The organism is Sandarakinorhabdus cyanobacteriorum, assembly GCF_002251755.1.
Lineage (GTDB): Bacteria > Pseudomonadota > Alphaproteobacteria > Sphingomonadales > Sphingomonadaceae > Sandarakinorhabdus > Sandarakinorhabdus cyanobacteriorum.
The window spans coordinates 1-24,258 of record NZ_NOXT01000067.1 but is presented as its reverse complement, the minus strand read 5'-3'; the positions used below and the strand labels follow the sequence as shown (position 1 = coordinate 24,258).

At 67.7% G+C, this 24,258-nt stretch carries 18 protein-coding genes; 7 read left to right on the top strand and 11 right to left on the bottom strand.

The genetic code is table 11. From position 1 onward, the window contains the following. Positions 1 to 265 precede the first annotated feature (265 nt). From queG to CHU93_RS02295, 3 genes are read right to left on the bottom strand one after another with little or no spacing between them, the layout of a single operon-like run. Positions 266 to 1,294: a tRNA epoxyqueuosine(34) reductase QueG gene (gene queG, locus CHU93_RS02305; protein WP_094472579.1), complete on the bottom strand. Its 1,029-nt coding sequence runs from the start codon at positions 1,292 to 1,294 to the stop codon at positions 266 to 268. After that, a complete protein-coding gene (locus CHU93_RS02300; RefSeq protein ID WP_279353494.1) occupies positions 1,291 to 2,070 on the bottom strand; it encodes an alpha/beta hydrolase in 780 nt (259 codons plus the stop codon). Before CHU93_RS02300 ends, queG begins: the two co-directional genes overlap by 4 nt. Continuing rightward, positions 2,064 to 4,325: an NADP-dependent malic enzyme gene (locus CHU93_RS02295; RefSeq protein ID WP_094472577.1), complete on the bottom strand. Its 2,262-nt coding sequence runs from the start codon at positions 4,323 to 4,325 to the stop codon at positions 2,064 to 2,066. Before CHU93_RS02295 ends, CHU93_RS02300 begins: the two co-directional genes overlap by 7 nt. A gap of 124 nt (positions 4,326 to 4,449) precedes the next feature. Between CHU93_RS02295 and mutS the strand changes: the two genes are divergently transcribed. After that, positions 4,450 to 7,095 (top strand): DNA mismatch repair protein MutS, encoded by a 2,646-nt coding sequence (mutS, locus tag CHU93_RS02290; protein ID WP_094472584.1) that lies wholly within the window; start codon positions 4,450 to 4,452, stop codon positions 7,093 to 7,095. Here the strand turns inward: mutS and CHU93_RS02285 are convergent. Further along, positions 7,073 to 9,160 carry a hypothetical protein gene (locus tag CHU93_RS02285; protein WP_094472576.1) on the bottom strand — a complete coding sequence of 696 codons (2,088 nt, stop codon included), beginning with the start codon at positions 9,158 to 9,160 and terminating at the stop codon, positions 7,073 to 7,075. The two genes, mutS and CHU93_RS02285, sit on opposite strands and share 23 nt — an antisense overlap. A 68-nt stretch (positions 9,161 to 9,228) precedes the next feature. Continuing rightward, positions 9,229 to 10,194: a glycoside hydrolase family 16 protein gene (locus CHU93_RS02280; RefSeq protein ID WP_243375120.1), complete on the bottom strand. Its 966-nt coding sequence runs from the start codon at positions 10,192 to 10,194 to the stop codon at positions 9,229 to 9,231. Positions 10,195 to 10,327: 133 nt separating this feature from the next. Here CHU93_RS02280 and CHU93_RS02275 point away from each other — a divergent pair, with 133 nt between their 5' ends. From CHU93_RS02275 to CHU93_RS02260, 4 genes are read left to right on the top strand one after another with little or no spacing between them, the layout of a single operon-like run. After that, positions 10,328 to 13,900 (top strand): hydantoinase B/oxoprolinase family protein, encoded by a 3,573-nt coding sequence (locus CHU93_RS02275; RefSeq protein ID WP_094472575.1) that lies wholly within the window; start codon positions 10,328 to 10,330, stop codon positions 13,898 to 13,900. 14 nt (positions 13,901 to 13,914) lie between these two features. Further along, positions 13,915 to 14,562, top strand: a complete 648-nt coding sequence (locus CHU93_RS02270; RefSeq protein WP_165768572.1) for a DUF969 domain-containing protein — start codon at positions 13,915 to 13,917, stop codon at positions 14,560 to 14,562. Further along, entirely contained in the window at positions 14,559 to 15,500 is a 942-nt protein-coding gene (locus CHU93_RS02265; protein WP_094472582.1) for a DUF979 domain-containing protein, read from the top strand. The genes CHU93_RS02270 and CHU93_RS02265 overlap by 4 nt, the downstream gene beginning before the upstream one ends. After that, positions 15,497 to 16,486 carry a DUF2891 domain-containing protein gene (locus tag CHU93_RS02260; protein ID WP_094472573.1) on the top strand — a complete coding sequence of 330 codons (990 nt, stop codon included), beginning with the start codon at positions 15,497 to 15,499 and terminating at the stop codon, positions 16,484 to 16,486. The genes CHU93_RS02265 and CHU93_RS02260 overlap by 4 nt, the downstream gene beginning before the upstream one ends. On the opposite strand, the gene CHU93_RS02255 is transcribed toward CHU93_RS02260, so the two are convergent. The 3 genes from CHU93_RS02255 to CHU93_RS02245 all read right to left on the bottom strand — a co-directional run bounded on the left by CHU93_RS02255 (position 16,483) and on the right by CHU93_RS02245 (position 20,042). After that, positions 16,483 to 18,213: a DEAD/DEAH box helicase gene (locus tag CHU93_RS02255; protein ID WP_094472572.1), complete on the bottom strand. Its 1,731-nt coding sequence runs from the start codon at positions 18,211 to 18,213 to the stop codon at positions 16,483 to 16,485. The two genes, CHU93_RS02260 and CHU93_RS02255, sit on opposite strands and share 4 nt — an antisense overlap. Before the next feature lie 106 nt (positions 18,214 to 18,319). Continuing rightward, complete coding sequence (locus CHU93_RS02250) at positions 18,320 to 19,495, bottom strand: acetyl-CoA C-acyltransferase (RefSeq protein ID WP_094472571.1); 1,176 nt, start codon at positions 19,493 to 19,495, stop codon at positions 18,320 to 18,322. 82 nt (positions 19,496 to 19,577) lie between these two features. Beyond that, entirely contained in the window at positions 19,578 to 20,042 is a 465-nt protein-coding gene (locus CHU93_RS02245) for a MaoC family dehydratase (protein WP_165768571.1), read from the bottom strand. A gap of 166 nt (positions 20,043 to 20,208) precedes the next feature. Between CHU93_RS02245 and CHU93_RS17850 the strand changes: the two genes are divergently transcribed. Beyond that, positions 20,209 to 20,886 carry an Npun_F0296 family exosortase-dependent surface protein gene (locus tag CHU93_RS17850; protein WP_094472570.1) on the top strand — a complete coding sequence of 226 codons (678 nt, stop codon included), beginning with the start codon at positions 20,209 to 20,211 and terminating at the stop codon, positions 20,884 to 20,886. On the opposite strand, the gene CHU93_RS02235 is transcribed toward CHU93_RS17850, so the two are convergent. Together CHU93_RS02235 and ygfZ are read right to left on the bottom strand one after the other, a co-directional pair. Beyond that, positions 20,864 to 21,991, bottom strand: a complete 1,128-nt coding sequence (locus CHU93_RS02235) for a mechanosensitive ion channel family protein (RefSeq protein WP_094472569.1) — start codon at positions 21,989 to 21,991, stop codon at positions 20,864 to 20,866. The two genes, CHU93_RS17850 and CHU93_RS02235, sit on opposite strands and share 23 nt — an antisense overlap. Continuing rightward, on the bottom strand, positions 21,991 to 22,788 hold the full coding sequence (gene ygfZ / locus CHU93_RS02230) for a CAF17-like 4Fe-4S cluster assembly/insertion protein YgfZ (RefSeq protein ID WP_243375116.1): 798 nt from the start codon (positions 22,786 to 22,788) through the stop codon (positions 21,991 to 21,993). Before ygfZ ends, CHU93_RS02235 begins: the two co-directional genes overlap by 1 nt. A gap of 171 nt (positions 22,789 to 22,959) precedes the next feature. Here ygfZ and rpmG point away from each other — a divergent pair, with 171 nt between their 5' ends. Then, a complete protein-coding gene (rpmG, locus tag CHU93_RS02225; RefSeq protein ID WP_094472568.1) occupies positions 22,960 to 23,127 on the top strand; it encodes a 50S ribosomal protein L33 in 168 nt (55 codons plus the stop codon). A 64-nt stretch (positions 23,128 to 23,191) separates the two neighbouring features. On the opposite strand, the gene CHU93_RS02220 is transcribed toward rpmG, so the two are convergent. Continuing rightward, complete coding sequence (locus CHU93_RS02220; protein ID WP_094472567.1) at positions 23,192 to 24,181, bottom strand: glutathione S-transferase; 990 nt, start codon at positions 24,179 to 24,181, stop codon at positions 23,192 to 23,194. Between the last annotated feature and the right edge of the window lie 77 nt (positions 24,182 to 24,258).

Here is a 24,258-nt window from a genome sequence, read left to right as displayed (position 1 = left end):
CAACGCCCTGACAGGAAGGCTCATGAATAAGGCGGGTTAGCTACATAGGCATAAAGATTCAGCTGATCGTCATAACCTATCGGATCAGTTTGCAGAAACCGCGCTTGGGCCGATGATGCGGCAAGCATCAATGGCAAGAATGTTGCCAAGAAGAGTTTCCGGAAAGCAGTCACGACCTTCCTCCAATGCCGACAACGAATGATTTCTCATCTTTCACGCCGTGGCAAGTGAAATACAGTAACGGACCCCCATCAACCAATGATGGTCATATAGCCGCCAATCGCGTCATTGCCCAGCGCGCGGCTTCGGCTACTACCGGATCAGCGCTGCCCACATATACCTGCACCGCCGGGATCAACGCCGGCTCCTCACTGTTGCCCGCCGCATACAGGCAGTTGCGCAAAAACCGCTTCACCCCGATCCGCTTGATGGCGCTGCCGGAAAACAGCGCCCGGAACGCTGCATCATCCAGCGCCAGCAATTCGGCGAGCTTCGGTGCGGTCAATTCGGCGCGCGGCAGGAAGGCTGGCTCCTCCGTGGCCTGGGCAAATCGGTTCCACGGGCACACCGACAGGCAATCATCGCAGCCATAGATGCGGTTGGCCATCGGTGCGCGAAATTCCTCCGGGATCGGCCCGGCATGTTCGATGGTCAGGTACGCCAGGCAGCGCCGCGCATCGAGGCGATAGGGTGCCGGAAAGGCCTGCGTCGGGCAGGCGGTCTGGCAGCGGGTGCAGCTGCCACAGCGATCGGGATGCGGCGCATCGGCCGGCAATTCCAGCGTGGTATAGATCGCCCCCAGAAACAGCCACGAGCCATGTTGGCGCGAGACAAGGTTGGCGTGCTTGCCCTGCCAGCCCAGCCCGGCCGCCGCGGCCAGCGGCTTTTCCATCACCGGCGCGGTGTCGACGAACACCTTCACCCCCGCCTCCGGCCGCTGCGCCACCAGCCAGCGCGCCAGCGTCTTCAACCGCTTCTTGATCAGATCATGGTAATCCCGGTTCCAGGCATAAACCGAAATCACGCCCGTATCGCCCACGCCTGCCAGCCGCAGCGGATCGAGTGCCGGGGCATAGCTGGTGCCCAGCATGATCACGCTCTTCACCGCGGGCCACAGGCCCTGCGGGCTGGCCCGCTCACGGCTGCGGCCCTCCATCCAGATCATGTCACCATGGCAGCCATCATCCAGCCAGGCCCGCAGCCGCTGGCCGGCTTCCGGCACCGCATCGGCCGCGCAGATGCCGATGTCGGCAAAGCCTTGGCGATGCGCCTCGGCCTTCAGCGCCGCGATCAATTCAGGCCCGCCAGCCACTCCACCACCATGGCCGAAAGCTGCTGTTCCAGATCGCCCCAGAACAGCCAGTGCGGGGCGCCCGGCAGCTCGTGATAATCCACGGTGCCGGAAAGATTGCGCGCCGTTGCCCGGGCGATGCCGGGCGGGGTGATGCGATCCTCCGTCCCCACCAGCACCAGCGCCGGCCGGTTCAGCCGGGCATAATCCACCCGCGTCGTGTTGCCGAACAGCGGCGGCAGCGCCATTTCGGCCAGCACATGGCCCGAATCCCACACCAGGGCGGCGATTTCGGCCTTGGTCACATCCTCGGGCACGCCGTTGAAAATGCCCCAACGCGCGCCCTCTTCGTCACAAAGGGTCGGCTCATCCCACCAGCCCCATTTCAGGATGACATTCTTCAGCGTGCGCGCCGGATCAAGGCTGAAACTTTGGGCATTGGCCGCCGCCGCCGGCGACAGCAGCACCAACCCGGCATGATCAATGCGCTGGGCCAGCAATTGCGCCAACAGGCCGCCCATCGAATGACCCAGGATGATCGGCGGCCCCGAACCGGCGGCGGTCAGCTTCAGCGCCTCCGCCTCGAGCTGGTCAACATAGGCGCGCACCGACAGCTGGCGCAGGCCCGGTGCCGGTGGCAGGCTCACCGGCCGGTCGTGAAACAACAGGCAGGGCGCATGCGTCTCATGCCCCGCCGCCTCCAGCCGCGCCCGCACCCGGTCAAACGTGGCCGGGGTAGACCACATGCCATGGATGAGGAGGACGGGCGGTTTCAGCACACCACTCCGGTCGACGCCAGCACGCCCAAGGTGACGATATCGCTGGCGCTGCTGTTCATCGGCACGATCTGCACCGGCTTGCTCATGTTCACCAGCATCGGGCCAACCACGCGCAGATTGGCCACTTCCTTGATCAGCTTGGCGGCGATGTTGGCGCTGTGCAGGCCGGGCATGATCAGCACATTGGCCGGGCCCGACAGGCGGTTGAACGGATATTGCGCCCGCATGATCGGATTGAGCGCCACATCGGCCGACATTTCGCCTTCATATTCAAAGCCGACCTGCCGGCTGTCGAGCAGCTCCACCGCGCCCCGCACATTGTCGACAAACTCGCCACGCGGATTGCCGAAATTGGAGTACGACAGGAACGCCACGCGCGGCTCCTGCCCCAGCCGGCGCGCCACCGCGGCGGTTTCGACCGCGATGCTGGCCAGCGTTTCCGCCGTCGGCCGCTCTGTCACCGTGGTGTCGGCGATGAAGATGGTCTGCTGCTTGCCCACCAGCATGTGGATGCCGAACGGCCGATGCCCCGGCACCGGATCAATCACCTGGCGCACCTGGCGATAAGTGGTGGCGAAATTGCGCGTCACCCCGGTCAGCATCAGGTCCGCCTCGCCCAGCGCCACCAGCAGCGCGCCAAACACGTTGCGCTCGTGGTTCACCATGCGCTGCACATCGCGGTGCAGCATGCCGCGCCGCTGCAGCCGGGCATAAAGATGATCAACCATGCGCGGCACCAGCGGGGAAATGGCGCTGTTGTGGATCTCGAAACTGTCGATATCGGTCACGCCCAGCCGCGCCAGGCCTTCGCGCACCGGCTCCTCTCGGCCGACCAGAACCGGCGTGCCATAGCCGCTATTCTTCCAGTTCACCGCCGCGCGCAGCACCACCTCCTGCTCGGCCTCGGCAAACACCGCCCGGCGCGGGCGCAGCTGCGCGCTTTCGATGGCGCCCTGCAGGATCGACGTGGTCGGATTCAGCCGCCCGCGCAGCTCCTGGGCATAGGCGTCCTCATCAAAGAACGGCTTCTTCGCCACGCCCGATGCCATCGCCGCCTTGGCCACCGCCGTCGGCACATGCTCGATCAGGCGCGGATCAAACGGCGCCGGGATGATATATTCCGGGCCAAACACCCGCGCCTTGCCGCCATAGGCTGCCGCCACCTCATCGGGCACCGGCATGCGCGCCAGGCTGGCGATGGCGTTGGCCGCGGCCAGCTTCATCTCCTCGTTGATGGCGGTCGCCCGCACATCCAGCGCGCCCCGGAACAGATAGGGGAAGCAGAGCACATTGTTGACCTGGTTGGGATAATCGCTGCGCCCGGTGGCCACGATGGCATCGTTGCGCACCTTTTGCACCTCCTCCGGCGTGATTTCCGGATCGGGGTTGGCCATGGCAAAGATGATCGGATTGGCCGCCATGCTGGCCACCATTTCCGGCGTGACGGCGCCTTTCTGCGACAGGCCCATGAACACATCGGCGCCCACCATCGCCTCTTCCAGGCTGCGGGCATCGGTGGCAGCGGCATGCGCCGATTTCCACTGGTTCATGCCCTTCTCGCGGCCCTTGTAGATCACGCCTGAGGTGTCACACATGATCACATTCTTGACGCCATAGAGCTTGATCAGCTCGGTGCAGGCAATCGCCGCCGCGCCAGCCCCGTTCACCACCAGCTTCACATCCTCCGGCTTGCGGCCGGTCAGATGCATGGCGTTGATCATGCCGGCCGCCGCCACGATGGCGGTGCCATGCTGGTCATCGTGAAAGACCGGAATGTTCATCCGCTCCTTCAGGGTCGTCTCGATGATGAAACACTCCGGCGCCTTGATATCCTCAAGGTTGATGCCGCCGAACGACGGCTCCAGCAGCTCCACGCAGGCGATGAACTTCTCGACGTCCTCGGTCGCCACTTCCAGATCGATGCTGTCGATATCGGCAAAGCGCTTGAACAGCACCGCCTTGCCTTCCATCACCGGCTTGGACGCCAGTGCGCCCAGATTGCCCAGTCCCAGGATGGCGGTGCCGTTGGAGATGACGGCGACCAGATTGCCCTTGATCGTATAGTCATAGGCGCTGTCGGGATCAGCGGCGATGGCCCGCACCGGGGCGGCGACACCGGGGGAATAGGCCAGGCTCAGGTCGCGCTGCGTCGCCATCGGCTTCGAAGCGACAATGTCGATCTTCCCCGGCTTGCCGGTGCGGTGGTAAACCAGCGCCTCGCGGTCGCCAAAATCCTGATCGGTGGTGCTGCTCATCGCCGGTTGACCTCATCTCGTCGCAACTGGATAGAATTGTGGCAGCATCGCGGCAAGTGGCTTGCTGCCCCTTTCCGCCAATCCTGCGGCGCGCTATCCCGTCGCGGTGACCGCCGCATCCCCCATGATCGCGCAATATCTTGCGCTGAAGGCGCAGGCCGCCGATGCCCTGCTGTTCTTCCGCATGGGCGATTTCTATGAACTCTTCTTCGATGATGCCGCCACCGCCGCCGCCGCGCTCGACATCGCGCTGACCAAACGCGGCGAACACGCCGGCCAGCCCATCCCGATGTGCGGCGTGCCCGCCCACAGCCACGAGGCCTATCTTGCCCGCCTGATCCGCGCCGGCCACCGCGTCGCCATCGCCGAGCAGGTGGAAGACCCGGCCGAAGCCAAGAAGCGCGGCAGCAAGTCCGTCGTCGCCCGCGCCATCACCCGCATCGTCACCCCCGGCACCGTCACCGAAGCCGGCCTGCTCGAACCCCGCCGCGCCAACTGGCTGGCCGCGCTCGTTCCTCCCCAGGCCCTGCCTGGGGAGGGGGACCGTGCGCAGCACGGTGGAGGGGCCGCCGCCCCAACCGCCGCTCTCGCCTGGCTCGATCTCTCCACCGGCGCCTTCCACACCACCGCCGGCAGCCTCGCCGAAATCAAGGCCATCCGCGCTGCCCTCGCCCCCGCCGAAACCCTGGTGCCCGAAGGGTCAGACCTGCCTTTTACCCCCCGCCCCACCGCCGATTTTGCCGCTGCCCGCGCTGAAACCCTGCTCAAATCCCGCTTCGGCGTCGCCACGCTGGATGGCTGGGGCCAATTCAGCCGCGCCGAACTGGCCGCGGCCGGTGCGCTTCTCGCCTATGTCGCCGAAACCGCCCGCGCCGCCGCGCCGCTGATCCTGCCACCGCGCCAGGAACTGCCCGGCAACCACATGGCCATCGATGCCGCCACCCGCGCCAGCCTGGAATTGCAGCGCAGCCACAGCCGCCACAGCCTCGAAGCCGCCATCGATCGCACCGTCACCGCCGCCGGCGCCCGCGCGCTGGCCGGCGATCTCGCCGCGCCCTTGACCGATGTCGCCGCCATCACCGCCCGGCTCGATCTCGTCGGCTGGTTCATCGCCGATCCCCTCACCCGCGCCGCCACCCGCGACGCCCTGGCCGCCCTGCCCGACATGGCCCGCGCCTTGGCCCGCATCAGCATCGGCCGCTGGTCCCCGCGTGATCTCGGCCAATTGGCCGCCGGCCTCAGCGGCGCGCTGGCGCTGAAGGCCGCCGTGAAAGGTCCTCCCCATTCTCTGAATGGGGAGGGGGACCGCCGGAACGGCGGTGGAGGGGCCCTCCCCAGCCTGCTCGCCAGCCTGCTCGCCCAGATCGGCACCGGCCAGATCGGCGGCCTTGTCGAGCAAATGGCCCGCACCCTCGTCGATGAACCACCGATCGAGCTGCCCGGCGCCATCCGCCCCGGCTTTGATGCCGCGCTTGATGATCTGCGCGAAACCGCCCGTGACGGCCGCAGCGCCATCGTCGCCATGGAAAGCCGCTTGAAGGCCGAAACCGGCATCACCGCGCTCAAGATCCGCCACAACAATGTGCTGGGCTATCATATCGAGGTGCCGGCCGGCCGCGCCGATCCCCTGCTCCGGCCAGACTCGGGCTTCATCCACCGCCAGACCATGGCCGGCGCCGTCCGCTTCGGCTCGCCGGAACTCGCCAGCCTCGCCACCCGCATCCTGTCGGCCGCCGATCATGCGCTCGCCGCCGAAGCCGCCCATCTCGAGGAACTGCGCGCCGCCGTCCTCGCACAAGCCCACGCCATTTCCGAAACCGCCGCCGCCCTAGCCCGCATCGATGTGGCGGCCGCGCTCGCCGATCTGGCGGCGTCCGAAAACTGGTGCCGACCAATTGTAGACGCGACCACCGCCTTCCACATCGAAGCCGGCCGCCACCCTGTGGTCGAGCTCGCCGTCAACAAGGGCGGCGCCCGCTTCACCCCCAATGATTGCGACCTGTCGGCCGATGCCCGCGTCTGGCTGGTCACCGGCCCCAACATGGCCGGCAAATCCACCTTCCTGCGCCAGAACGCGCTGATCGCCGTGCTGGCCCAGGCCGGCAGCTATGTGCCCGCGGCGTCCGCCCATATCGGCGTGGTGGACCGGCTCTACAGCCGGGTCGGCGCCGCCGATGATCTGGCCGAAGGCCGCTCGACCTTCATGGTCGAAATGGTCGAAACCGCCGCCATCCTCAGCGGCGCCACCAACCGCAGCCTCGTCATCCTGGATGAGGTCGGGCGCGGCACCTCCACCTATGATGGCCTCGCCATCGCCTGGGCCGTGCTCGAAGCCGTGCACGATGATCTCCAGTGCCGCTGCCTGTTCGCCACCCATTATCACGAACTCGTGCCGTTGACCGCCAAGCTCACCAGCCTCGCCAGCGTCACGGTGAAGGTGCGGGAATGGAAAGGCGATCTCGTCTTCCTGCACCAGGTCGCACCCGGCGCTGCCGACAAGAGCTATGGCCTCGCTGTCGCCCGCCTCGCCGGCATCCCCGCGCCCGTCCTCACCCGCGCCCGCGCCATCCTCGCCCGGCTTGAATCCCGCCGGGAACAGACGGGCGGCATCGCCGCCGGGGTCGACAGCCTCCCCCTCTTCGCGGCCCCCACCACCGCCGCCACCACCGACGAGCTGCGCGAGAAACTCGGGTCCATCGATCCCGACAACATCACGCCCCGCGAAGCGCTCGATCTGCTGGCCGATCTCAAGGCGCTGGCGGTGCGTTGATTGGCCCGCAGCGCTTCGTCCACGCCCGCCCCGGCTTGTCCATCACCAGCGCGTGGCAGCCCGCGGCCTGCAACACCGGCACCGGCAGCCGCAGCTCGCGCTCCAGCCCGGCAATGCCCTTCATGTCCGGCCATGGCGCAAGGCGTGACCAGTGGCGCTGGCCGGCCATCTGTTCCAGCAACGGCTCCTGCTCCACCCACAACTCGCTCAGCCGCAACGGCCCCACCACCAGCGGTGTCGCCAGGGTGAGCAGCCGCGCCCGGCGCAACCGCCTGTCGGCATTGCGCCAGCTTTGCCGGGGCTCGGCCCAGCGCCCGCCATGCAAGCGCACCAGATCCTGTCCCAGCGCCATCGATGCCAGCGGCGCCGTGACAGGCTCGCCCAACTCCACACCCACAAACAGCACATCGATGCCCGGCACCGTTGTCACGCCCATCACCGACTGGTCGTGCGATCGGTCGGCAATCGGCAGTACCAGATCGGTGCCCCCGCCTGCCGCCGGCGCTGGCCCCAGTGCCAGCCGCAACCGCGCCTCGGGCAGCATCGCCAGCGCGATTCGGCCATCATGCGGCAGGCTCTTGTCCAGATTGTCACCGGTCCGCATCGGCGTTTCCAGCCAGGTCGCCACGGCCAGCGTCTGCTGGCCCAGGCCGGCCAGTTGCACATCGAGGCTATACAACAGCGTGCGCGGGGCCACCGACGAAACGCTGAGTCCAATGCTGTCGCGGGTCTGGTCCGGCAACGCCAACGCGCCGATCCGCTCGAACAGCTGGGCCGCGTCAACCCGGCGCAGCGCATCGCTCAACTGGCCGCGCGCCTGAAATTCGCTGCGCACCTCGGCAAGGCGCGTCGCCACCAGATTCCGCCCCACCCGGCCATTCAGCATCAGCCCTTCACGCCCGGCCTCCCCCGGCACCAGGTTGAGCGGCCGCCCGTTGATCCTGACCGGCACCGGCTGATCAATGGCCAGCTGCACCTCTGGCAGCTGTGGCAGCACCGGATCGATCAGCGGGCCGCCGGCCGCCACGGGCACCAGCTGCGTCGGCCCGGCTGGCGCCACCGCCCGATCCGGTGACGCACAGGCCAGCCGCCAGCGCAGTTCGGCCTTGTCCACCAGCAGGCTGGTGCAGCCCGCCGCCTCCAGCTGCGTGCGCGTCAGCATGATGTAACGCGCCACCCGCCGCTGCTTAAGGATGCGACCGCGCACCTGCATGATCTCCGGGTCTTCCTCGGCATCAAGGGGGGTCAGCTGGCCGGGCGCCAGGGTCATCGTCGCATCGCGCGGGCCGCCCTGCCGCACCGCCACCGCATCGATGCGGATGGGCCCGATCATCAACGGCCGGTCCAGTTGCAGCCGCCGCACTGGCCGGCTGATGCCCAGCAATATCTCCTCGCGCCACGCCGCGCCCACAAGGCGCCCGCCAAATTCGGCGGCCAGATCGGCCCCCGTGGCCGCCGTCACCAGCGGCAGCGGCCGGCGCATGCGCACATCCACGCCCACCGCCAGAAACTGCCGGCCCACCTTCGAAACGCCATAGGCGGCATTGTCGATTCCACCGATCAGTGGCAGATCCACCACATCGCCGGCCAGCCCGGTGGCCGCCACCGGCCAGTCCACCCGCACCCGCCAGTAGGGCAGCGCAAACGGGCCGATGGTGCCGGCCAGCGGCAGCCGCTGCTCCCCCGGAAACCAGTAATATTCCCGCCGCACCAGGGTACCGGCCCCATTCTGCCAATCCGTGCCCAGCCAGCCCTTGCCGTGCCGGCCATTGAGCACGATGCGGCCGCCGATCACCAGGTCGGCGGTGTTGTCTGCCGGTGCCGCCGAAAGCCCGATGCGGCCCACCGCACTGTCATTCAGGGTGATATGGTCCACCGTGCCGGTCGAAACCGCCAGCTGCACCTGCAGCCCGTTCACCCACACCGGCACCGGCGCATCGGCATCCAGCACCAGCGGCGGCGCTTGCGATGCATCAGCCGGGATGGGTACCAGCCCGGTCCGGCCCTGGGCCAGCACCGCCGCCGGCCAGATCAACAGCAGCACCGCCCACAGCCACCACCGCATGCGTACCTCGCATTACAATCATGTAATGTCGTGCTGCCACAATGCTCAGGTCAGGACAAGGGCACCCGTCAATCGCGCGCCCACACCCGCACCCAATCCACCGCCATCGCCAGCTCGCCACGGTTGATCCGGTCCAGCGTTGCCTGCGGCAGGCCCGGCCAGGGCGCGGTCACGCCGTTCACCTTGGCCGGATACACGCCGCCAATGGCGAAATTCAGGATCAGATACTGCTTCCGGTCAAATCGCCAGGGGCCATAGCGCTCCACCAGCGCGCGCGTGACGCGATAATATTCCCGGCCATCCACACTGAAGATCACGGCATCGGGCGTGCGTTCCACGGCATAGACGTGCCAGCCGGTCACATCCTCGCCGGCCGGAAAATCAAACCGCTGATACAGCGGCGTGTCGCCGGAATAGCCGGGGCCGTGGATGGCGGCGTTGATCCAGGCCTTGTCGCCAACATTCTCCATGATGTCGATTTCGCCGCTGTCGGGCCAGTTGCCATAACCCAGCAACCAGAAGGCCGGCCAAACGCCCATGGCATCAGGCAGGCGGATGCGCGCCTCCACCTTGCCAAAGGTCACGTCCACCTTGTCGGCCGTGTTGATCCGGCCAGACACATAATCGGTGCGCCGGCCGCTGGGCGTCACATACCCGGCCCGCCGCACCGGCTTCAGCAGCAGCGCGCCGCCATCGGCCCCGGCGGGACTGGCAAAGCTGATCGTTTCCGGACTGTCGACATAGGCCTGAACCTCGTTGTTCACCCAGAAGGCCGGGCCTTCGACATTCCAGCGGCTGCGATCCAGCGTGCCGGCGTTGAACTCGTCGGCAAAGATCAGGCGGCTGGTTGGTGCCGGGCTTGGGGTCGGGGTCGGGGTCGGGGCCGGCGCCGGGGCCGGCGCGGGCGCGGGTGCCGGGCTTGGTGCCGGGCTTGGCGCCGGGATGGCCGCCACCGCGCCACCGGCCCCGCCGCCGCCACACCCCGCCAGCAAGGCCAGCGCCACCACCGACGTCACGCCCTGTCGTCTGCGCATCGCTTCCTCCTCCCCGTCCCTCGATGTGAACGTTCGCATTTGCCCAACGCTAGGCCGGATCGCCCCCGAGGGCAAGCGTCAGTCCCCACGCTTCGCGCTTGACCGGCCGGACCCATGCCGCCACCACACGGCCATGACAGGGTGGCAATTCTGGATCGATCGCGGCGGCACCTTCACCGATATCGTGGCGCTGCGCCCCGATGGCCGGCTGGTCACGGCCAAATTGCTGTCCAACGCGCCGGATCGCTACCAGGATGCCGCATTGGAAGGCATTGCCCGGCTGCGCGGGGCCGATCCCGCCCCCATTGCTGCCGTGCGCATGGGCACCACGGTTGCCACCAACGCGCTTCTCGAACGCAAGGGCGAGCCCACATTGCTCGCCATCACCGCCGGCCATGCCGATGCCCTCATCATCGGCCACCAGGCCCGGCCGCGCATCTTTGACCTCCACATCGAAAAGCCCGCGCCGCTCCATGGCGCCGTGGTCGAAATCCCCGAACGGGTGGCGGCCGATGGCGCGGTGCTGCAGCCCCTTGATGCGGCGGCGACCACCGCCCGGCTCCAACAGGCCTTTGCCGATGGCTGGCGCAGCATCGCCATCGCCTGCCTGCACGGCCATGCCCACCCCGCCCACGAACGGCAGGTGGCCGACATCGCCCGCGCCATCGGCTTCACGCAGATCACGTGCAGCCATGATGTCGGCGCGGTCATCCGCCTGGTGCCGCGCGCCAACACCGCCGTCGTCGATGCCTATCTGTCGCCGCCGCTCGCCGCCTATGTGAACCAGGTCGCGGCCGGGCTGAATGGCGTGCGGCTGGATTTCATGCAGTCCAACGGCGGCCTTGCCCGCGCCGGCCATTTCCGCGGCCGCGATGCCATATTGTCCGGCCCGGCCGGCGGCATTGTCGGCATGGCCGCTGCCGGGCGCAGCGCCGGGGAAACCCGCCTGATCGGCTTCGATATGGGCGGCACCTCCACCGATGTCTCGCTGTTTGATGGCCAGTTCGAACGCGCTGAAGAGGTGATGATCGCCGGCGTACCCATGCGCGTGCCGATGCTCAAGATCGACACGGTGGCCGCCGGCGGCGGCTCCATCATCTCGGTGGTCGGCGGCCGCCTCAAGGTCGGCCCCGAAAGCGCCGGCGCCGTGCCCGGCCCGGCCTGCTACCGCCGCGGCGGGCCGCTCACCGTCACCGATGCCAATGTCATGCTCGGTGTGCTGCAGCCGGATTTTTTCCCGGCGCTGTTCGGCCCTGATGGCAACCAGCCCTTGGATGCCGATGTGGTGCGGGCAAAGTTCGCCGCGCTGGGCCGCGAACTCGGCTGCACCCCTGAAGCCGCAGCCCAGGGCGCGCTCGCCATCGCGGTCGAAACCATGGCCCAGGCCATCGCCCGCATCTCCATCGCGCGCGGCCATGATGTCACCCGCTATGCCCTCGCCTGCTTCGGCGGCGCCGGCGGCCAGCACGCCTGCAAGGTGGCCGACGCGCTGGGCATGACCCGCGTGCTCATCCACCCGCTCGCCGGCGTGCTCTCCGCCTTCGGCATTGGCCTGGCTGAAAACCGCGCCGTGCGCCAGCGCAGCCTCAACTGGCCGCTCGGCCAGGATCTGGCCGCCGAAGCCGCAGCGCTCGCCGCCGAAGCCCGCGCCGTGCTCGCCGCGCAGGGGGAGGCCGTGGCCGATGTCCGCCTTTCTGCCCTCGTCCGCTATGCCGGGTCAGACAGCGGGATCGAACTGCCGCTGGCCAGTGCCGAAGCCATGGCCGCCGCCTTTGCCGACGTGCAATCGCGCCGCTTCGGCTTCGTGGTCGACGATGCCGATCTGGTGGTGGATACGCTGATTGCCGAAGCCGTGGGCCACAGCCCCGAACTTGTCACCATCGCATCGGATGCGGTCACCACCGGCCCATCTGCGGTCACCGCGCCGCCGCCGGCGGCCACGCGGCCCCTCTTTTTCGCCACCGGCGCGGCCGAAACGCCGATCTTCCACCGCCACGATCTGCCGCCCGGCTGCACCCTGCCCGGCCCTGCCCTGATCCTCGATGACAGCGCCACCACCCTCGTCGAACCGGGCTGGACGCTCAGCGTTGACGCCGTCCACAACCTCCTCCTCACCCGCACCACGCCACTCGCCCGCCTGGCCAGCGCCGCCACCGTCGATCCCATCCGGCTGGAGCTGTTCGCCAACCGCTTCATGGCCATCGCCGAGGATATGGGCGAGGCGCTGAAGACCACCGCATGGTCAGTCAACATCAAGGAAAGGCTCGATTTTTCCTGCGCCATCTTTGATGCCGCCGGCCATCTCGTGGCCAACGCGCCGCACATGCCGGTGCATCTCGGCAGCATGGGCGACAGCGTGCGCACCGTGATGCAGGGCTGGCAAAACAGCCCGCGCGGCATCCGCACGGGCGACATGTTCGTGCTCAACAACCCCTATGCCGGCGGCACGCATCTGCCCGATGTCACTGTGGTTGCACCGGTTTTTCTCGATGGCGCGGCCGGCCCCGCCTTCTGGGTGGCGGCGCGCGGCCACCAGGCCGATATCGGCGGCATCACCCCCGGTTCCATGCCGCCCGACAGCACCGACATTTCACAGGAAGGCGTAATGATCGACAACAAGCTGTTGATCGATCAAGGCAATTTCCTTGAGACCGAGATGCTGGCGCTGCTGGCCTCCGGTCCCTGGCCGGCCCGCGATCCGGCCCGCTGCCTCGGCGATCTGAAGGCCCAGGCCGCCGCCTGCGCCCGGGGCGCCTCCGCACTCAAGGCCCTTTGCGCCGGCGAAGGCGCCGAGACCGTCGCCGCCTTCATGGCCCATGTGCAGGATGATGCCGAAGCCGCTGTTCGCGCTACCATTTCCGGGCTGACCGACGGCGAATGCAGCGTCGCCATGGACAATGGCGGCACCATCCGCGTCGCCGTCCGCATCGATCAGGCCGCCGGCCGCGCCACCATCGATTTCACCGGCACCTCGGCGCAATTGTCCAGCAATTTCAACGCGCCCTATGCCGTTGCCCAGGCCGCTGTGCTCTATGTCTTCCGCTGCCTTGCCGGCAATGATCTGCCGATGAACGATGGCTGCATGCGGCCTTTAACGCTGATCGTCCCCGATGGCTGCCTGCTGCGCCCCGCTTCGCCCGCCGCCGTCGTCGCAGGCAATGTCGAAACCAGCCAGATCATCACCGATGCCCTGTTCGGCGCCGTCGGCAAACTGGCGGCCTCGCAAGGCACGATGAACAATTTCACGTTCGGAAACAAGGATTTCCAATATTATGAAACCATCTGCGGTGGCGCCGGCGCCGGCGTCGATAGTTCGGGGGGGGGCTTCGCCGGCGCCAGCGCCGTGCAGACGCACATGACCAACAGCCGCCTCACCGATCCCGAAGTGCTGGAAAGCCGCTTCCCGGTGCTCGTCACCCGCTTTGCAGTCCGCCACGGCTCCGGCGGCGCCGGGCGCTGGCCGGGCGGCGATGGCGTCATCCGCCACATCACCGCCCGCACTACGATGACCGCCTCACTCCTTTCCGGCCGCCGCGCCACCGTGCCATTCGGCCTTGCCGGCGGTGGCCCGGCCCTGCCCGGCAACGCCCGCGTGCAACGCATTGACGGCACAAGCGAAATCCTCGGCCCCTGCGCCCGCGTCGAGCTTGCCGCCGGCGATGCCATCATCATCGAGACCCCCGGCGGCGGCGGCTTCGGCGCATGACCACTCTGCCCAGCCTGTGGCCGCTGATCGGCATCGCCATCGTCGTCGCCGGCTTTGCCATCCGCGCCAATCCGCTGGCCGTGGTGGTGGCTGCCGCCTTTGGCTCCGGCCTTGGCGCCGGCATGGCCGTGCCCGACATCATCGCCGCGCTGGGCAAGGCCTTCCACCAGAACCGCTATGTCTCGGTGCCTTGGCTGCTGCTGCCGGTCATTGGCCTGATGGAGCGCGGCGGCCTCGGCGAAGCAGCAACCGCCCTCATCCAGCGCACCCGCAGCGCCACCGCCTCGCGCATCCTGCTGATCTATCTTGCGTTTCGCCAGATCACCGCCGCGCTTGGCCTCACCCAGATCGCCGGCCATGCCCAAAGCGTCCGCCCGCTGATCGCCCCGATGGTCGAAGCCGCCGTGGTGCGCGATGATCCCGCCATCGATGAAGCCGGCCGCAACCGTGCCAAGGCCATGGCCGCCGCCACCGACAATGTCGGCATCTTCTTTGGCGAGGATATCTTCCTCGCCATCGCCTCGATCCTGCTGATCAAGGGCTTCCTCGAAGGCGCCGGCATCCTTGTGGAGCCGCTGCAACTGTCGGTCTGGGCCATCCCCACAGCGCTGGCCGCCTTTGCCGTACACGGGCTGCGGCTGTGGCGGATGGGCCGGCGATGATCGGCCTGCCGCACCTCTATCTGCTGGCCGGGCTGGTGTTTGCCGGCTGGGCCATCGCCACGCTGCTGGATCGCCAGCACACGGCCAGGTTGCGCGGTTCCGCCTTCTGGGCGCTGATTTCGCTGGAATTTCTGGCCGGCGATGTGTTGAGCGACTTTCACAATGGCCTGATCGTGCTGGCCCTCGTTGGCCTCGCCCTGGCCGGCGCCCCCGGCAAGGGCCAGCCGGCCACCACCAGCACGGCTGATCGTCAGGCCAGTGCGGCGGCGCGCGGCAACCGCCTGTTCCTGCCCGCCCTGATCGTGCCGATGGTGGCGCTGGCCGGCACATTGGCGCTGCCGCGCCTCGGCGATCTTGTCGATCCAAAGCAGGTGACGTTGATCTGCCTCGGGCTCGGCGCCATCATCGCGATTGCCGTGCTGCTGGCCTGGCTGCGCCCGCCGCCCAGCGCCGCGGTGCAGGAAGGGCGCCGGCTGGCCGAAGGGGTGGGCTGGGCGATGATCCTGCCGCAACTGCTGGCCAGCCTCGGCATGGTGTTCGGCCTGGCCGGCATGGGCGATATCGTCGGCGCCGTCGCCCCGCTCGCCATCCCCGAAGGCAGCCGGCTGGCCGCCGTGCTGGTCTTCACGGGCGGCATGGCGCTGTTCACCATATTGATGGGCAATGCCTTTGCCGCCTTCCCGGTGCTGATGGGCGGCATCGGCCTGCCGGTGCTGGTGCATGGCCTGGGCGGCGATCCGGTGGTGATCGGCGCCGTTGGCATGCTCGCCGGCTTCTGCGGCACCTTGCTGTCGCCAATGGCGGCCAATTTCAACATCGTGCCGGCAGCCTTGCTGAATCTGCCCGACCGTTACGCCGTGATCCGCGCGCAATGGCCCACGGCCGTGGCGTTATGGCTGTTCAACACCGCGCTGATCTGGGGATTCGCCTTTCGATGATCCTTGATGAACCACAGGCCGCCCGCATGGCCGGCATCGCCTTGGGCCATGTCACCCGCGAATATCCGCACAAGCTGGATCATGTCTTGACCAGCGATGCCGATGCGCAGGGCCCGCGCGCCCTGCACCCGATGTTCTTTGGCAGCTTTGATTGGCACAGCTGCGTGCACGGCTGGTGGCTGCTGTTCCGGCTGCTCCACCTGTTCCCCAGCCATGCCCGCGCCGCAGACACGCGCGCGCTGGCCGCCACCATTTTCACGCCCGAGAATGTCGCCGCCGAACGCGCCTATTTCGCCCGGCCCACGGCCAAGGGCTTTGAACGCCCCTATGGCTGGGCGTGGATCCTGATGCTGCAGGCCGAACTCGCCCGCGCCGGCAACCCCTTGGCCGCCATGTTCAAACCGCTTGCCGATGAATTCGCCGCCGCCTGGACCGCCCATCTGCCGCTGCTCACCTATCCCATCCGCACCGGTTCCCATGCCAACACCGCCTTTGCCCTGACGCTGATTGCCGAATGGGCCGCCGATCGCGACCGGCCTTTGCTGGGCCTGATGCAGGCCCGCGCCCGCGCCTGGTTCGGCAACGACACGGCCGCCCAGGCCTGGGAGCCGGACGGCGATGCCTTCCTCTCGCCCACCCTCACCGAGGCGCTGGCCATGGCGACATTGCTGCCGGCAGACGAGTTCCGCGACTGGTTCAAGTCCTTCCTACCGCACGCCGGCCAGCAGCTGCCGGCCAGCATCTTCACGCCTGCAACGGTCTCAGACCGCAGCGACGGCAAGATCGCCCATCTGGACGGCCTCAACCTCTCCCGCGCCTGGGCCTTCCGGCGCATCGCGGCGGCGCTGGGCCCGCGCGATGCCGCCGCCCCGGTGCTGCGCGCGGCGGCCGATGCGCATCTGGCGGCCGCCCTGCCCCACATCGCCGGCGATTATGCCGGCGAACATTGGCTGGCCAGCTTCGCGCTGCTGGCGCTGCTGGCCTAACGGCGCGGCGGCGGACCCCGGCGCTGTTGCGGCGGGCGAGCCGGCGGCGGGCCGCGCCGTTCCGGCGGTCGCGGCGGCCCACCGGCCGGCACAATGGCAATCTGGTCTTCGGCGCTATTGCCCTTGCGGGTGGCGTGGCGCTTCAGGGCGACCATGAAGCGTTCGGCCATGTCGGGCGCGATTTCAACCAGCGTTTCCGCCGGGAAAATGCGGATGGCGCCGATGTCGGGCTTGGTGACGCCGCCACGCCGGCACAGCAGCGGGATGATCCAGCGCGGATCGGCGCTGTCACGCCGGCCCACGTCCAGCCGGAACCACACGCCGCCGCCATCATCGCCGCCGCGGCCGCGATCGGGGCCACGGCCGGTGTCATTGCCCGGCCGGCTGTCCCGCCGGTCAGGCCGGGGTGCCGGGCCGGCATCCACCAGCTCTTCGGCCTGCGGCAGCCGGGCCCGGTGCATCCGCACCAGCGCGGCAGCAATCTCGTCCACGCCATGCTTGGTCAGCAGCTCCTCGCCCAGCCTCTTGTCTTCCTCATCCAGCCCGCCAATGCCTTCGCCGATGCTCTCCAGCAGGCGCACGCGGTCCTGCGCGGCAATGGCCTCCAGCGACGGCACCGGCAGCCATTCCGGCTTCACCCCGGCGCTGTGCAGCATGCGCTCCACCCGCCGCCGCGCCGGATAGGGCACCACCAGCACGGCCGTGCCTTTCGAGCCAGCCCGGCCGGTGCGGCCCGACCGGTGCTGCAGCGTTTCCGGATCGCGCGGCAGCTCGACATGGATGACAAGGTTCAACCCCGGCAGATCGATGCCGCGCGCCGCCACATCGGTGGCCACGCACAGCCGCGCCCGGCGATCTCGCAGGGCTTGCAACGCCTGGTTGCGTTCCGATTGGCTGTGCTCGCCCGAAAGCGCCACGGCGGCAAAGCCACGCTCCACCAGCGACGCGTGCAGCCGGCGAACATTGTCACGCGTGGCGCAGAACAGCATCGCCGTCGGCGCCTCGTGGAAACGCAGCAGGTTGACCACCGCCGCCTCGATATCGGCCGGCGCTACCGTCACGCACTGATAGGCGATATCGGCATGCGCCGCCGCCCGCCCGGCGGTGGCGAGGCGCAGCGCATCCTTCTGATAATCGCGCGCCAGTTCGGCAATGCCCTTTGGCATGGTGGCGGAAAACAGCAGCGTGCGGCGGGTGGGCGCTGCGGCATCCAATATTTCTTCGAGATCCTCGCGAAAGCCCATGTCGAGCATTTCGTCGGCCTCATCCAGCACCACGGCGCGGGCCTGGTCCAGCATCAGGGCGCCGCGCTCCAGATGGTCGCGCAGTCGGCCGGGGGTGCCAACAACGATGTGGGCGCCGGCGGCCAGCGCGCGCCGTTCCACCTGCTGATTCATTCCGCCCACACAGGTGGCGATGCGGCCCCGCGCCGGGCCATAAAGCCAGGTCAATTCCTTGGCGACCTGCAGCGCCAGTTCGCGCGTTGGCGCCACCACCAGCGCCAGCGGCCGGCCAGCCGGCGGCAGCACATCGACGCCGCCCAGCAGTTCATCGGCCATGGCGAGGCCAAAGGCCACCGTCTTGCCCGAACCGGTCTGGGCCGAAACCAGCAAATCACGGCCACGCGCTTCATCAGCGATCACGGCAGACTGGACGGGGGTGAGCTCTTCATAGCCGCGCGCGGCAATCGCCTGGGCCAGCGGCGCAGGGAGTGATTCCATTGTCATCGGCGGCCTATGGCGCAACTGGCGCCAAAAGGCGAATCGCCCGGCATTAAACAAAGCACAGGCGGCTGGTCACCCAGCCGCCTGCACTTCCTGTTTGTAGCGCGCCTCAGTACACTTCGAACAGCCCTGCCGCGCCCATGCCGCCGCCCACGCACATGGTGACGACCACATATTTGGCGCCACGGCGCTTGCCTTCGATCAGGGCGTGGCCGGTGCAGCGCGCGCCGGTCATGCCATAGGGGTGGCCGATCGAGATCGAGCCGCCGTTGACGTTGAGCAGGTCAGGATCAATGCCGAGCACGTCGGCGCAGTGCAGCACCTGAACCGCGAACGCCTCGTTCAGCTCCCACAGGCCGATGTCGTTCATGGTCAGGCCATTGGCCTTCAGCAGCTTGGGAATGGCATAGATGGGGCCGATGCCCATCTCGTCCGGCTCCAGGCCGGCCACCGCCATGCCGCGATAGGCGCCCAGTGGGGTCAGGCCGCGGCGAGCGGCTTCCTTGGCTTCCATCAGCACGCTGGCCGAGGCGCCGTCCGAAAGCTGGCTGGCATTGCCGGCGGTGATGCAGCCGCCTTCGATCACCGGTTTGAGGCCCTTCAGCCCTTCCAGCGTGGTTTCCGGGCGGTTGCCCTCGTCCTTGGTCAGGGTGATCTCGTGGGTGGTGACCTCCTTGGTCTCCTTGTTCACCATCGCCATCTGCGCGGTCATCGGCACGATTTCATCGTCAAACTTGCCGGCGGCCTGGGCGGCGGCGGTGCGCATCTGGCTCTGATAGCCATATTCATCCTGCCGGTCGCGGCTGACGTTGTAGCGCTTGGCCACCACTTCGGCGGTCTGCAGCATCGGCATGTGGATATTGGGATGCATGGCCACCAGGCTGGGATCGGACCCCACACGCATCTTGTCGTTCTGCACCATCGAGATGCTGTCGACACCGCCGCCAACGCAGATGCTCATGCCATCCACGATGATCTGCTTGGCCGCCGTCGCGATCGACATCACGCCCGACGAGCATTGCCGATCCATCGACTGGCCCGACACCGTCACCGGCAGGCCAGCACGCAGCAGCGACAGGCGGGCGATGTTGCCACCCTGCACACCCTGCTGCAGGGCGCAACCCATCACCACATCATCCACCTCGGCGTCCTCGATCCCGGCGCGCTTCACGGCGTGGGCAATGGCATGGCCGGCCAGCGTCGGCGACGGGGTGGCGTTGAACGCCCCGCGATAGGCACGGCCAATCGGGGTGCGGGCGGTGGAAACGATAACGGCTTCACGCATCGGAAGGTCCTTTCAAATTCCCCTCTCCCGTTCGGGGAGAGGGTGGGGCCCACGCCAGCGGCGTGGGAGGGTGCGGGTCTCTTCAGCCAACAAACGCCAGGGTGATCCATTCGGCGGCCAGCGCCGGCTTGGTTTCACCATCAATCTCGACACTCACATTCACCGTGGTCTGCCAGGCGCCATCCGGGCGCTGGGTCACATCGGCAATGGTGAAGCGGCCGCGCACTTGGCTGCCCGATTTCACCGGCGCCATGAAGCGCACCTTGTTCAGGCCATAGTTGACGCCTATGCGCGTGCCCTTGATGCCCGGCATCGCCTGATAGGCCATCACCGACAACAGGCTGAGCGTGAGATAGCCATGCGCGATGGTGGTGCCAAACGGCGTCTGTGCCGCCAGTTCCGGGTTCACGTGGATGAACTGGTGATCGCCGGTCACTTCGGCAAAGGCGTCGATCTTGGTTTGCGGCACATCCACCCAATCCGAAACGCCCACTTCCTGGCCCACCAGGGCGCGATATTCGTCCAGCGTCAGCGATTTTCCGGCCATGACTCTCTCCCCAACATGTTTGTGCAACCCTAGGCCTCGCTTTCCGTTTGCGTCAACCCGCCAGAATGAGGGTTAACAAAGCCTTGTTAACTGCGCGCTTATCTTTCGTTAACCATATGATTTCCTTACATGGCTGCGCATCCCAACCACCCTGGATGCCCTGCCCATGTTTGCCCGCCTTGCCACGCTCGCCCCGCTCCTTCTCGCAGCGCCCGCCGCGGCCACCATCGTCGTCGCCCCCCGCCTCGGCGCCCCCGATCCCGGCCCGCTGCCGGGTGAGCGGCTGGTCGTCAGCTTCGATGCCCCCAACGCCGCCGGCTTCACATGGGATGGCGCGCCCGCCACCCGCACCGGCAGCCTGTCGGGCGTCGCCGCTGCGCCCGCCGGGGTCAGCGGCCGCTTCGGCTTCGTCTCCACCCAGGCCGGGCGCCCGGCGATCGCCACGCTGCGCACGCCGGCGCTGCGCTCGATCAGCCTTTATTGGGGCAGTGTCGATGCCCACAACCGGGTGCAGGTGCTCGGCACCAACGGCCAGACGCTGCTCACCCTGAATGGCAACCAGTTCGCCCCCGCCAACGGCAACTGGAACGCCGCCCTCACCAACCGGCGGGTGCAGTTCCGGGCGATGGGCGGCACCGAAATCGGCGGCCTGCGCTTCATCGCGCGCGGCACCGCCTTTGAATTTGACAGCATCGCCGCCGGCGCCGTACCCGAACCGTCAAGCTGGGCGCTGCTCATCGCCGGCTTCGGCCTCACCGGCACCATGGCCCGCCGGCAGCGCCGGCAAAACTCTGACGATCACCGGCAACGCCGGCACGCCCTCAGCCCGGTCGCCGCTCGCTGATCTGCGTCGGGTCCACCAGCCGGCCATCGGGCGCGGCGGTGAAGCTGGTCTGGGTGGGATAGGCGAAATCCACGCCCAGCTCGGCAAAGCGCCGCACGATGGCAAAGCCCACCGCCTGGCGCGCGGCCAGCATCACCGCCAGGTCGGGCACGGTCACAAAGAACACCAGCTCGAAATCAAGGCTGGATGCACCAAAGCCAGTGAACACCGCCCGGTCAAACCGCGTGTCGGCCACCTGTTCGACCAGCCGCTGCAACTCGCCCGGCAAGGCCTCCAGCACGGCCGGCGGCGTTTGATAGATGATGCCGAAATTCAGCACCACGCGCCGTTCCTCGATGCGCCTGAGGTTCGCCACCTGCTGCTCCAGCAACTTGGTGTTGGCCATCACCAACTGCTCACCCGACAGGGCGCGGATGCGCGTCGTCTTCAGCCCGATATGCTCCACCGTGCCGGTCGAGGTGCCATAGCTGATCACGTCCCCCACCCGGAACGGCCGGTCAAACAAGATGGCCAGCGCGGCGAACAGATCGGAAAATATGCCCTGCGCCGCCAGACCAATGGCAATGCCGCCCACGCCCAGGCCGGCCACCAGCGCCGTCACATTCACGCCCAGATTGTCGAGGATCAGGATCGCCGCCAGCAGCCAGACCACCACATTCACCAGCACGGTGATCACGCCCATGGCACTGCCCAGCGCGCGGGCATCATCCGGGCTGGCATCGGCGCGGCGGCGCACCAGGCCCAGAACCAGCTCGCGCAGCCACAGCGCGCCCTGCACCGCCACCGCGATGGTGAACAGATTGTCGACCAGCCGCAGCAACGGCCCTGGCGGCGCCACCGCATGGGTGGCCCCATCCAGGGCCACCGCGATCAGGAAAATGGTCAGCGTGCGATCAACAAGGCCGCGGGCGATACCCCGCCAGCCGTCCGCGCCAACCGGCAACAGCCGCCGCGCCAGCAACAGCAGGCCTTCCAGCCCGATGAAAATCGCCGCCGCAATACCGGCGCCAAACAGCGCTTCGCCGCTGTCCTGCGTGATCCAGCGCCAGCTGCCGCCCAGTGTTGCCTCGATGCGGGCGCCGGCGCGGCCCAGCGGATCGGCCATCACGCCGTCGCGTCCTTCAAGGCGTCAGCCAGCCACGCCGGCCGCCGCACCGTCAGGCGCGCATCGCCCAGGAACAGCGGTTCGCCCGCCGCCTCCAGCCGCAGATGCACGATGGCATTGTCGCCCCGCCGGCTGCGCAGCTTGCCACAGGCGCGGCCCTCGGCGTCCTTCACCTCCACCGCTTCACCGGCATCGCCCATGACCGTCACAGGCACCAGCCGCCGCCGCACCTTGTCGCGATGGTGCATGCGCGCGGTGTTCTCCTGGCCGACATAACAGCCCTTGGTGAAGCTCACCCCGTTCAAAAGGTCCGCCCCGGTTTCCAGCCACAGCAGCTCGTCCTGCCCGATGTCCGCGCTGTCGGGCACGCCCACGGCATGGCGGTGCGCGTCATGGGCATCGGCGCCGTTGGCCGCGCTGCCGGCCGGGCCGATCCAGCGCGCGCCCAGTGCCGGCAGCCGGGCATCGGCCGGTTCGCCGCCAGGCCAGCTGGCCAGCACCGCCAACGCCTCCCGCCGCGCCAGTACCACGGCCTTGCGCAGCTTGTACATCGAAAGCCGCTTCAACAGCGCGTCAGCGCGGGGCACCGCCACATCGATGAAGATTTCGCCATCGTCACCGGCATGAAGGTGGAAATCAAACAACGCCTTGCCCTGCGGGCTCAGCAGCCCGGCAAAGACCGGCCGGCCGGGGCCAAGCAGGCCAACATCATGGGTGATCATGCCCTGCAGAAAACTGGCAGCATCGGCACCGGTGACAGACAGAACAGCGCGATTTTCAAGGATGAAGGGGGTCATGCAACGTCAGATAAGGGCTTGGCCGGGCGCTGCCAATGTCAGTGCTGCCGGCATGGTCGAAAAGCGCCACGCTGCCTGCTTGACTCTGCCGCCCATTTCTCGCATTGGGGCCGCCTTCGTCGCGGTGGCCATGCCTCCCGCGCAGCAACTGATTTACGCGGAAACGGAACCATGGCCAAGCCGACGACCATCAAGATCAAGCTCGTGTCCACCGCCGACACTGGCTATTTCTATGTCACCAAGAAGAACCCGCGCACCAAGACCGACAAGCTGTCGTTCCGCAAGTACGACCCGGTCGCCCGCAAGCACGTGGACTTCAAGGAAGCCAAGATCAAGTAAGCGCGCCGCAGCGCCGAACGAACAAAAGGGCCGGTGGCAACGCCGGCCCTTTTTGCATGTCCGCTCACACCAGGAACGCCAGGCAGCCCGCCGCGTCCAGCACTGAATCAAGCCGTTGCCGCACGGCCGCCGGCAGGGCGGCATAGCGCGCCCGCAAATCGGCCAGGCATTTCACCTGATACTTGAACACCCCCTGATCATAGGGGAGGCCATCGACGCTGATGCGGAACATCGGCTCACCGGCCGCTGCGGCGGCAGCATTGGCCAGCAGGAACGGGCCATAGACGCGGCCGATTTCGGCCAGCAGGCTGGTCACCACCGGCGCCAGCGGCGCATCGGGCGCCTGCCATTCGCCTTCGATGCCGGATGCATCATCCACATGCAGCAGCCAGCGATAGACGCCCGGATAATCGGCCCGCGTCATCGCCTGGGGAGTCGGGTCCACCCCCAGTTGCGACAATTGCCCATAAAGGCCGAACTCCGCCAGCGACGGCCGTGATCCGAACAGCCAGTGCGTGTTCACCACATGCTGTTCCAGCGCCGCCAGCACCCGGCGCGTGGATGCTTCGATCAACGGGAAATTGGCACGCGTGCACCCCACCAGCGCCATGCGCCCCACCTGCCCTTCGCGGAATTGCGCCGCAAATTCTTCGGCCCGCTCGCCGCCACCCTTGAAGGCATCAAAGGCCAGCCAGCGGCTCATCTGCAATTGGTCCACCGCCTCCAGCCAGCGATAGCCAAACATCGCCTTGGTCAGCCATTCATCGGCAAAATCCTCGACCAGTTGCGCAAGGAAGGCGTGACCCGGATCATCGGGCACGATCGACCGCTCGGGATGACGCGCTTCCAGATCATGGATCAGCGGCGTCGAATCATTGGCAAAATGGCCATCGGGATATTCCAGCACCGGGATCACCGGCGCCTTCACCTTGCTGGTCGCGGCCTGGTGGGTTTCGCGGCCATGCACCCAGACATGGGGAATGCGCCGCGCCCGCAACACGGCCCGCATCTTCATCGAATAGGGGGACGCCAACACGCCATGAAGCCTGTACATCCGCCACTCCCTCTGCCCGGGCTGATCTGCGGCAAAGGCTAGCCCGGATTATTCACCGGCCGGGTGATTTCGGGTTG

Coding starts and splice junctions, on each gene's coding strand:
- CHU93_RS02295 (WP_094472577.1), bottom strand. CDS start 4,325: ATGAGCAGCACCACCGATCAGGATTTTGGCGACCGCGAGGCGCTGGTT.
- mutS (WP_094472584.1), top strand. CDS start 4,450: ATGATCGCGCAATATCTTGCGCTGAAGGCGCAGGCCGCCGATGCCCTG.
- CHU93_RS02285 (WP_094472576.1), bottom strand. CDS start 9,160: ATGCGGTGGTGGCTGTGGGCGGTGCTGCTGTTGATCTGGCCGGCGGCG.
- CHU93_RS02280 (WP_243375120.1), bottom strand. CDS start 10,194: ATGCGCAGACGACAGGGCGTGACGTCGGTGGTGGCGCTGGCCTTGCTG.
- CHU93_RS02275 (WP_094472575.1), top strand. CDS start 10,328: ATGACAGGGTGGCAATTCTGGATCGATCGCGGCGGCACCTTCACCGAT.
- CHU93_RS02265 (WP_094472582.1), top strand. CDS start 14,559: ATGATCGGCCTGCCGCACCTCTATCTGCTGGCCGGGCTGGTGTTTGCC.
- CHU93_RS02260 (WP_094472573.1), top strand. CDS start 15,497: ATGATCCTTGATGAACCACAGGCCGCCCGCATGGCCGGCATCGCCTTG.
- CHU93_RS02255 (WP_094472572.1), bottom strand. CDS start 18,213: ATGACAATGGAATCACTCCCTGCGCCGCTGGCCCAGGCGATTGCCGCG.
- CHU93_RS02250 (WP_094472571.1), bottom strand. CDS start 19,495: ATGCGTGAAGCCGTTATCGTTTCCACCGCCCGCACCCCGATTGGCCGT.
- CHU93_RS02245 (WP_165768571.1), bottom strand. CDS start 20,042: ATGGCCGGAAAATCGCTGACGCTGGACGAATATCGCGCCCTGGTGGGC.
- CHU93_RS17850 (WP_094472570.1), top strand. CDS start 20,209: ATGTTTGCCCGCCTTGCCACGCTCGCCCCGCTCCTTCTCGCAGCGCCC.
- CHU93_RS02235 (WP_094472569.1), bottom strand. CDS start 21,991: ATGGCCGATCCGCTGGGCCGCGCCGGCGCCCGCATCGAGGCAACACTG.
- ygfZ (WP_243375116.1), bottom strand. CDS start 22,788: ATGACCCCCTTCATCCTTGAAAATCGCGCTGTTCTGTCTGTCACCGGT.
- rpmG (WP_094472568.1), top strand. CDS start 22,960: ATGGCCAAGCCGACGACCATCAAGATCAAGCTCGTGTCCACCGCCGAC.
- CHU93_RS02220 (WP_094472567.1), bottom strand. CDS start 24,181: ATGTACAGGCTTCATGGCGTGTTGGCGTCCCCCTATTCGATGAAGATG.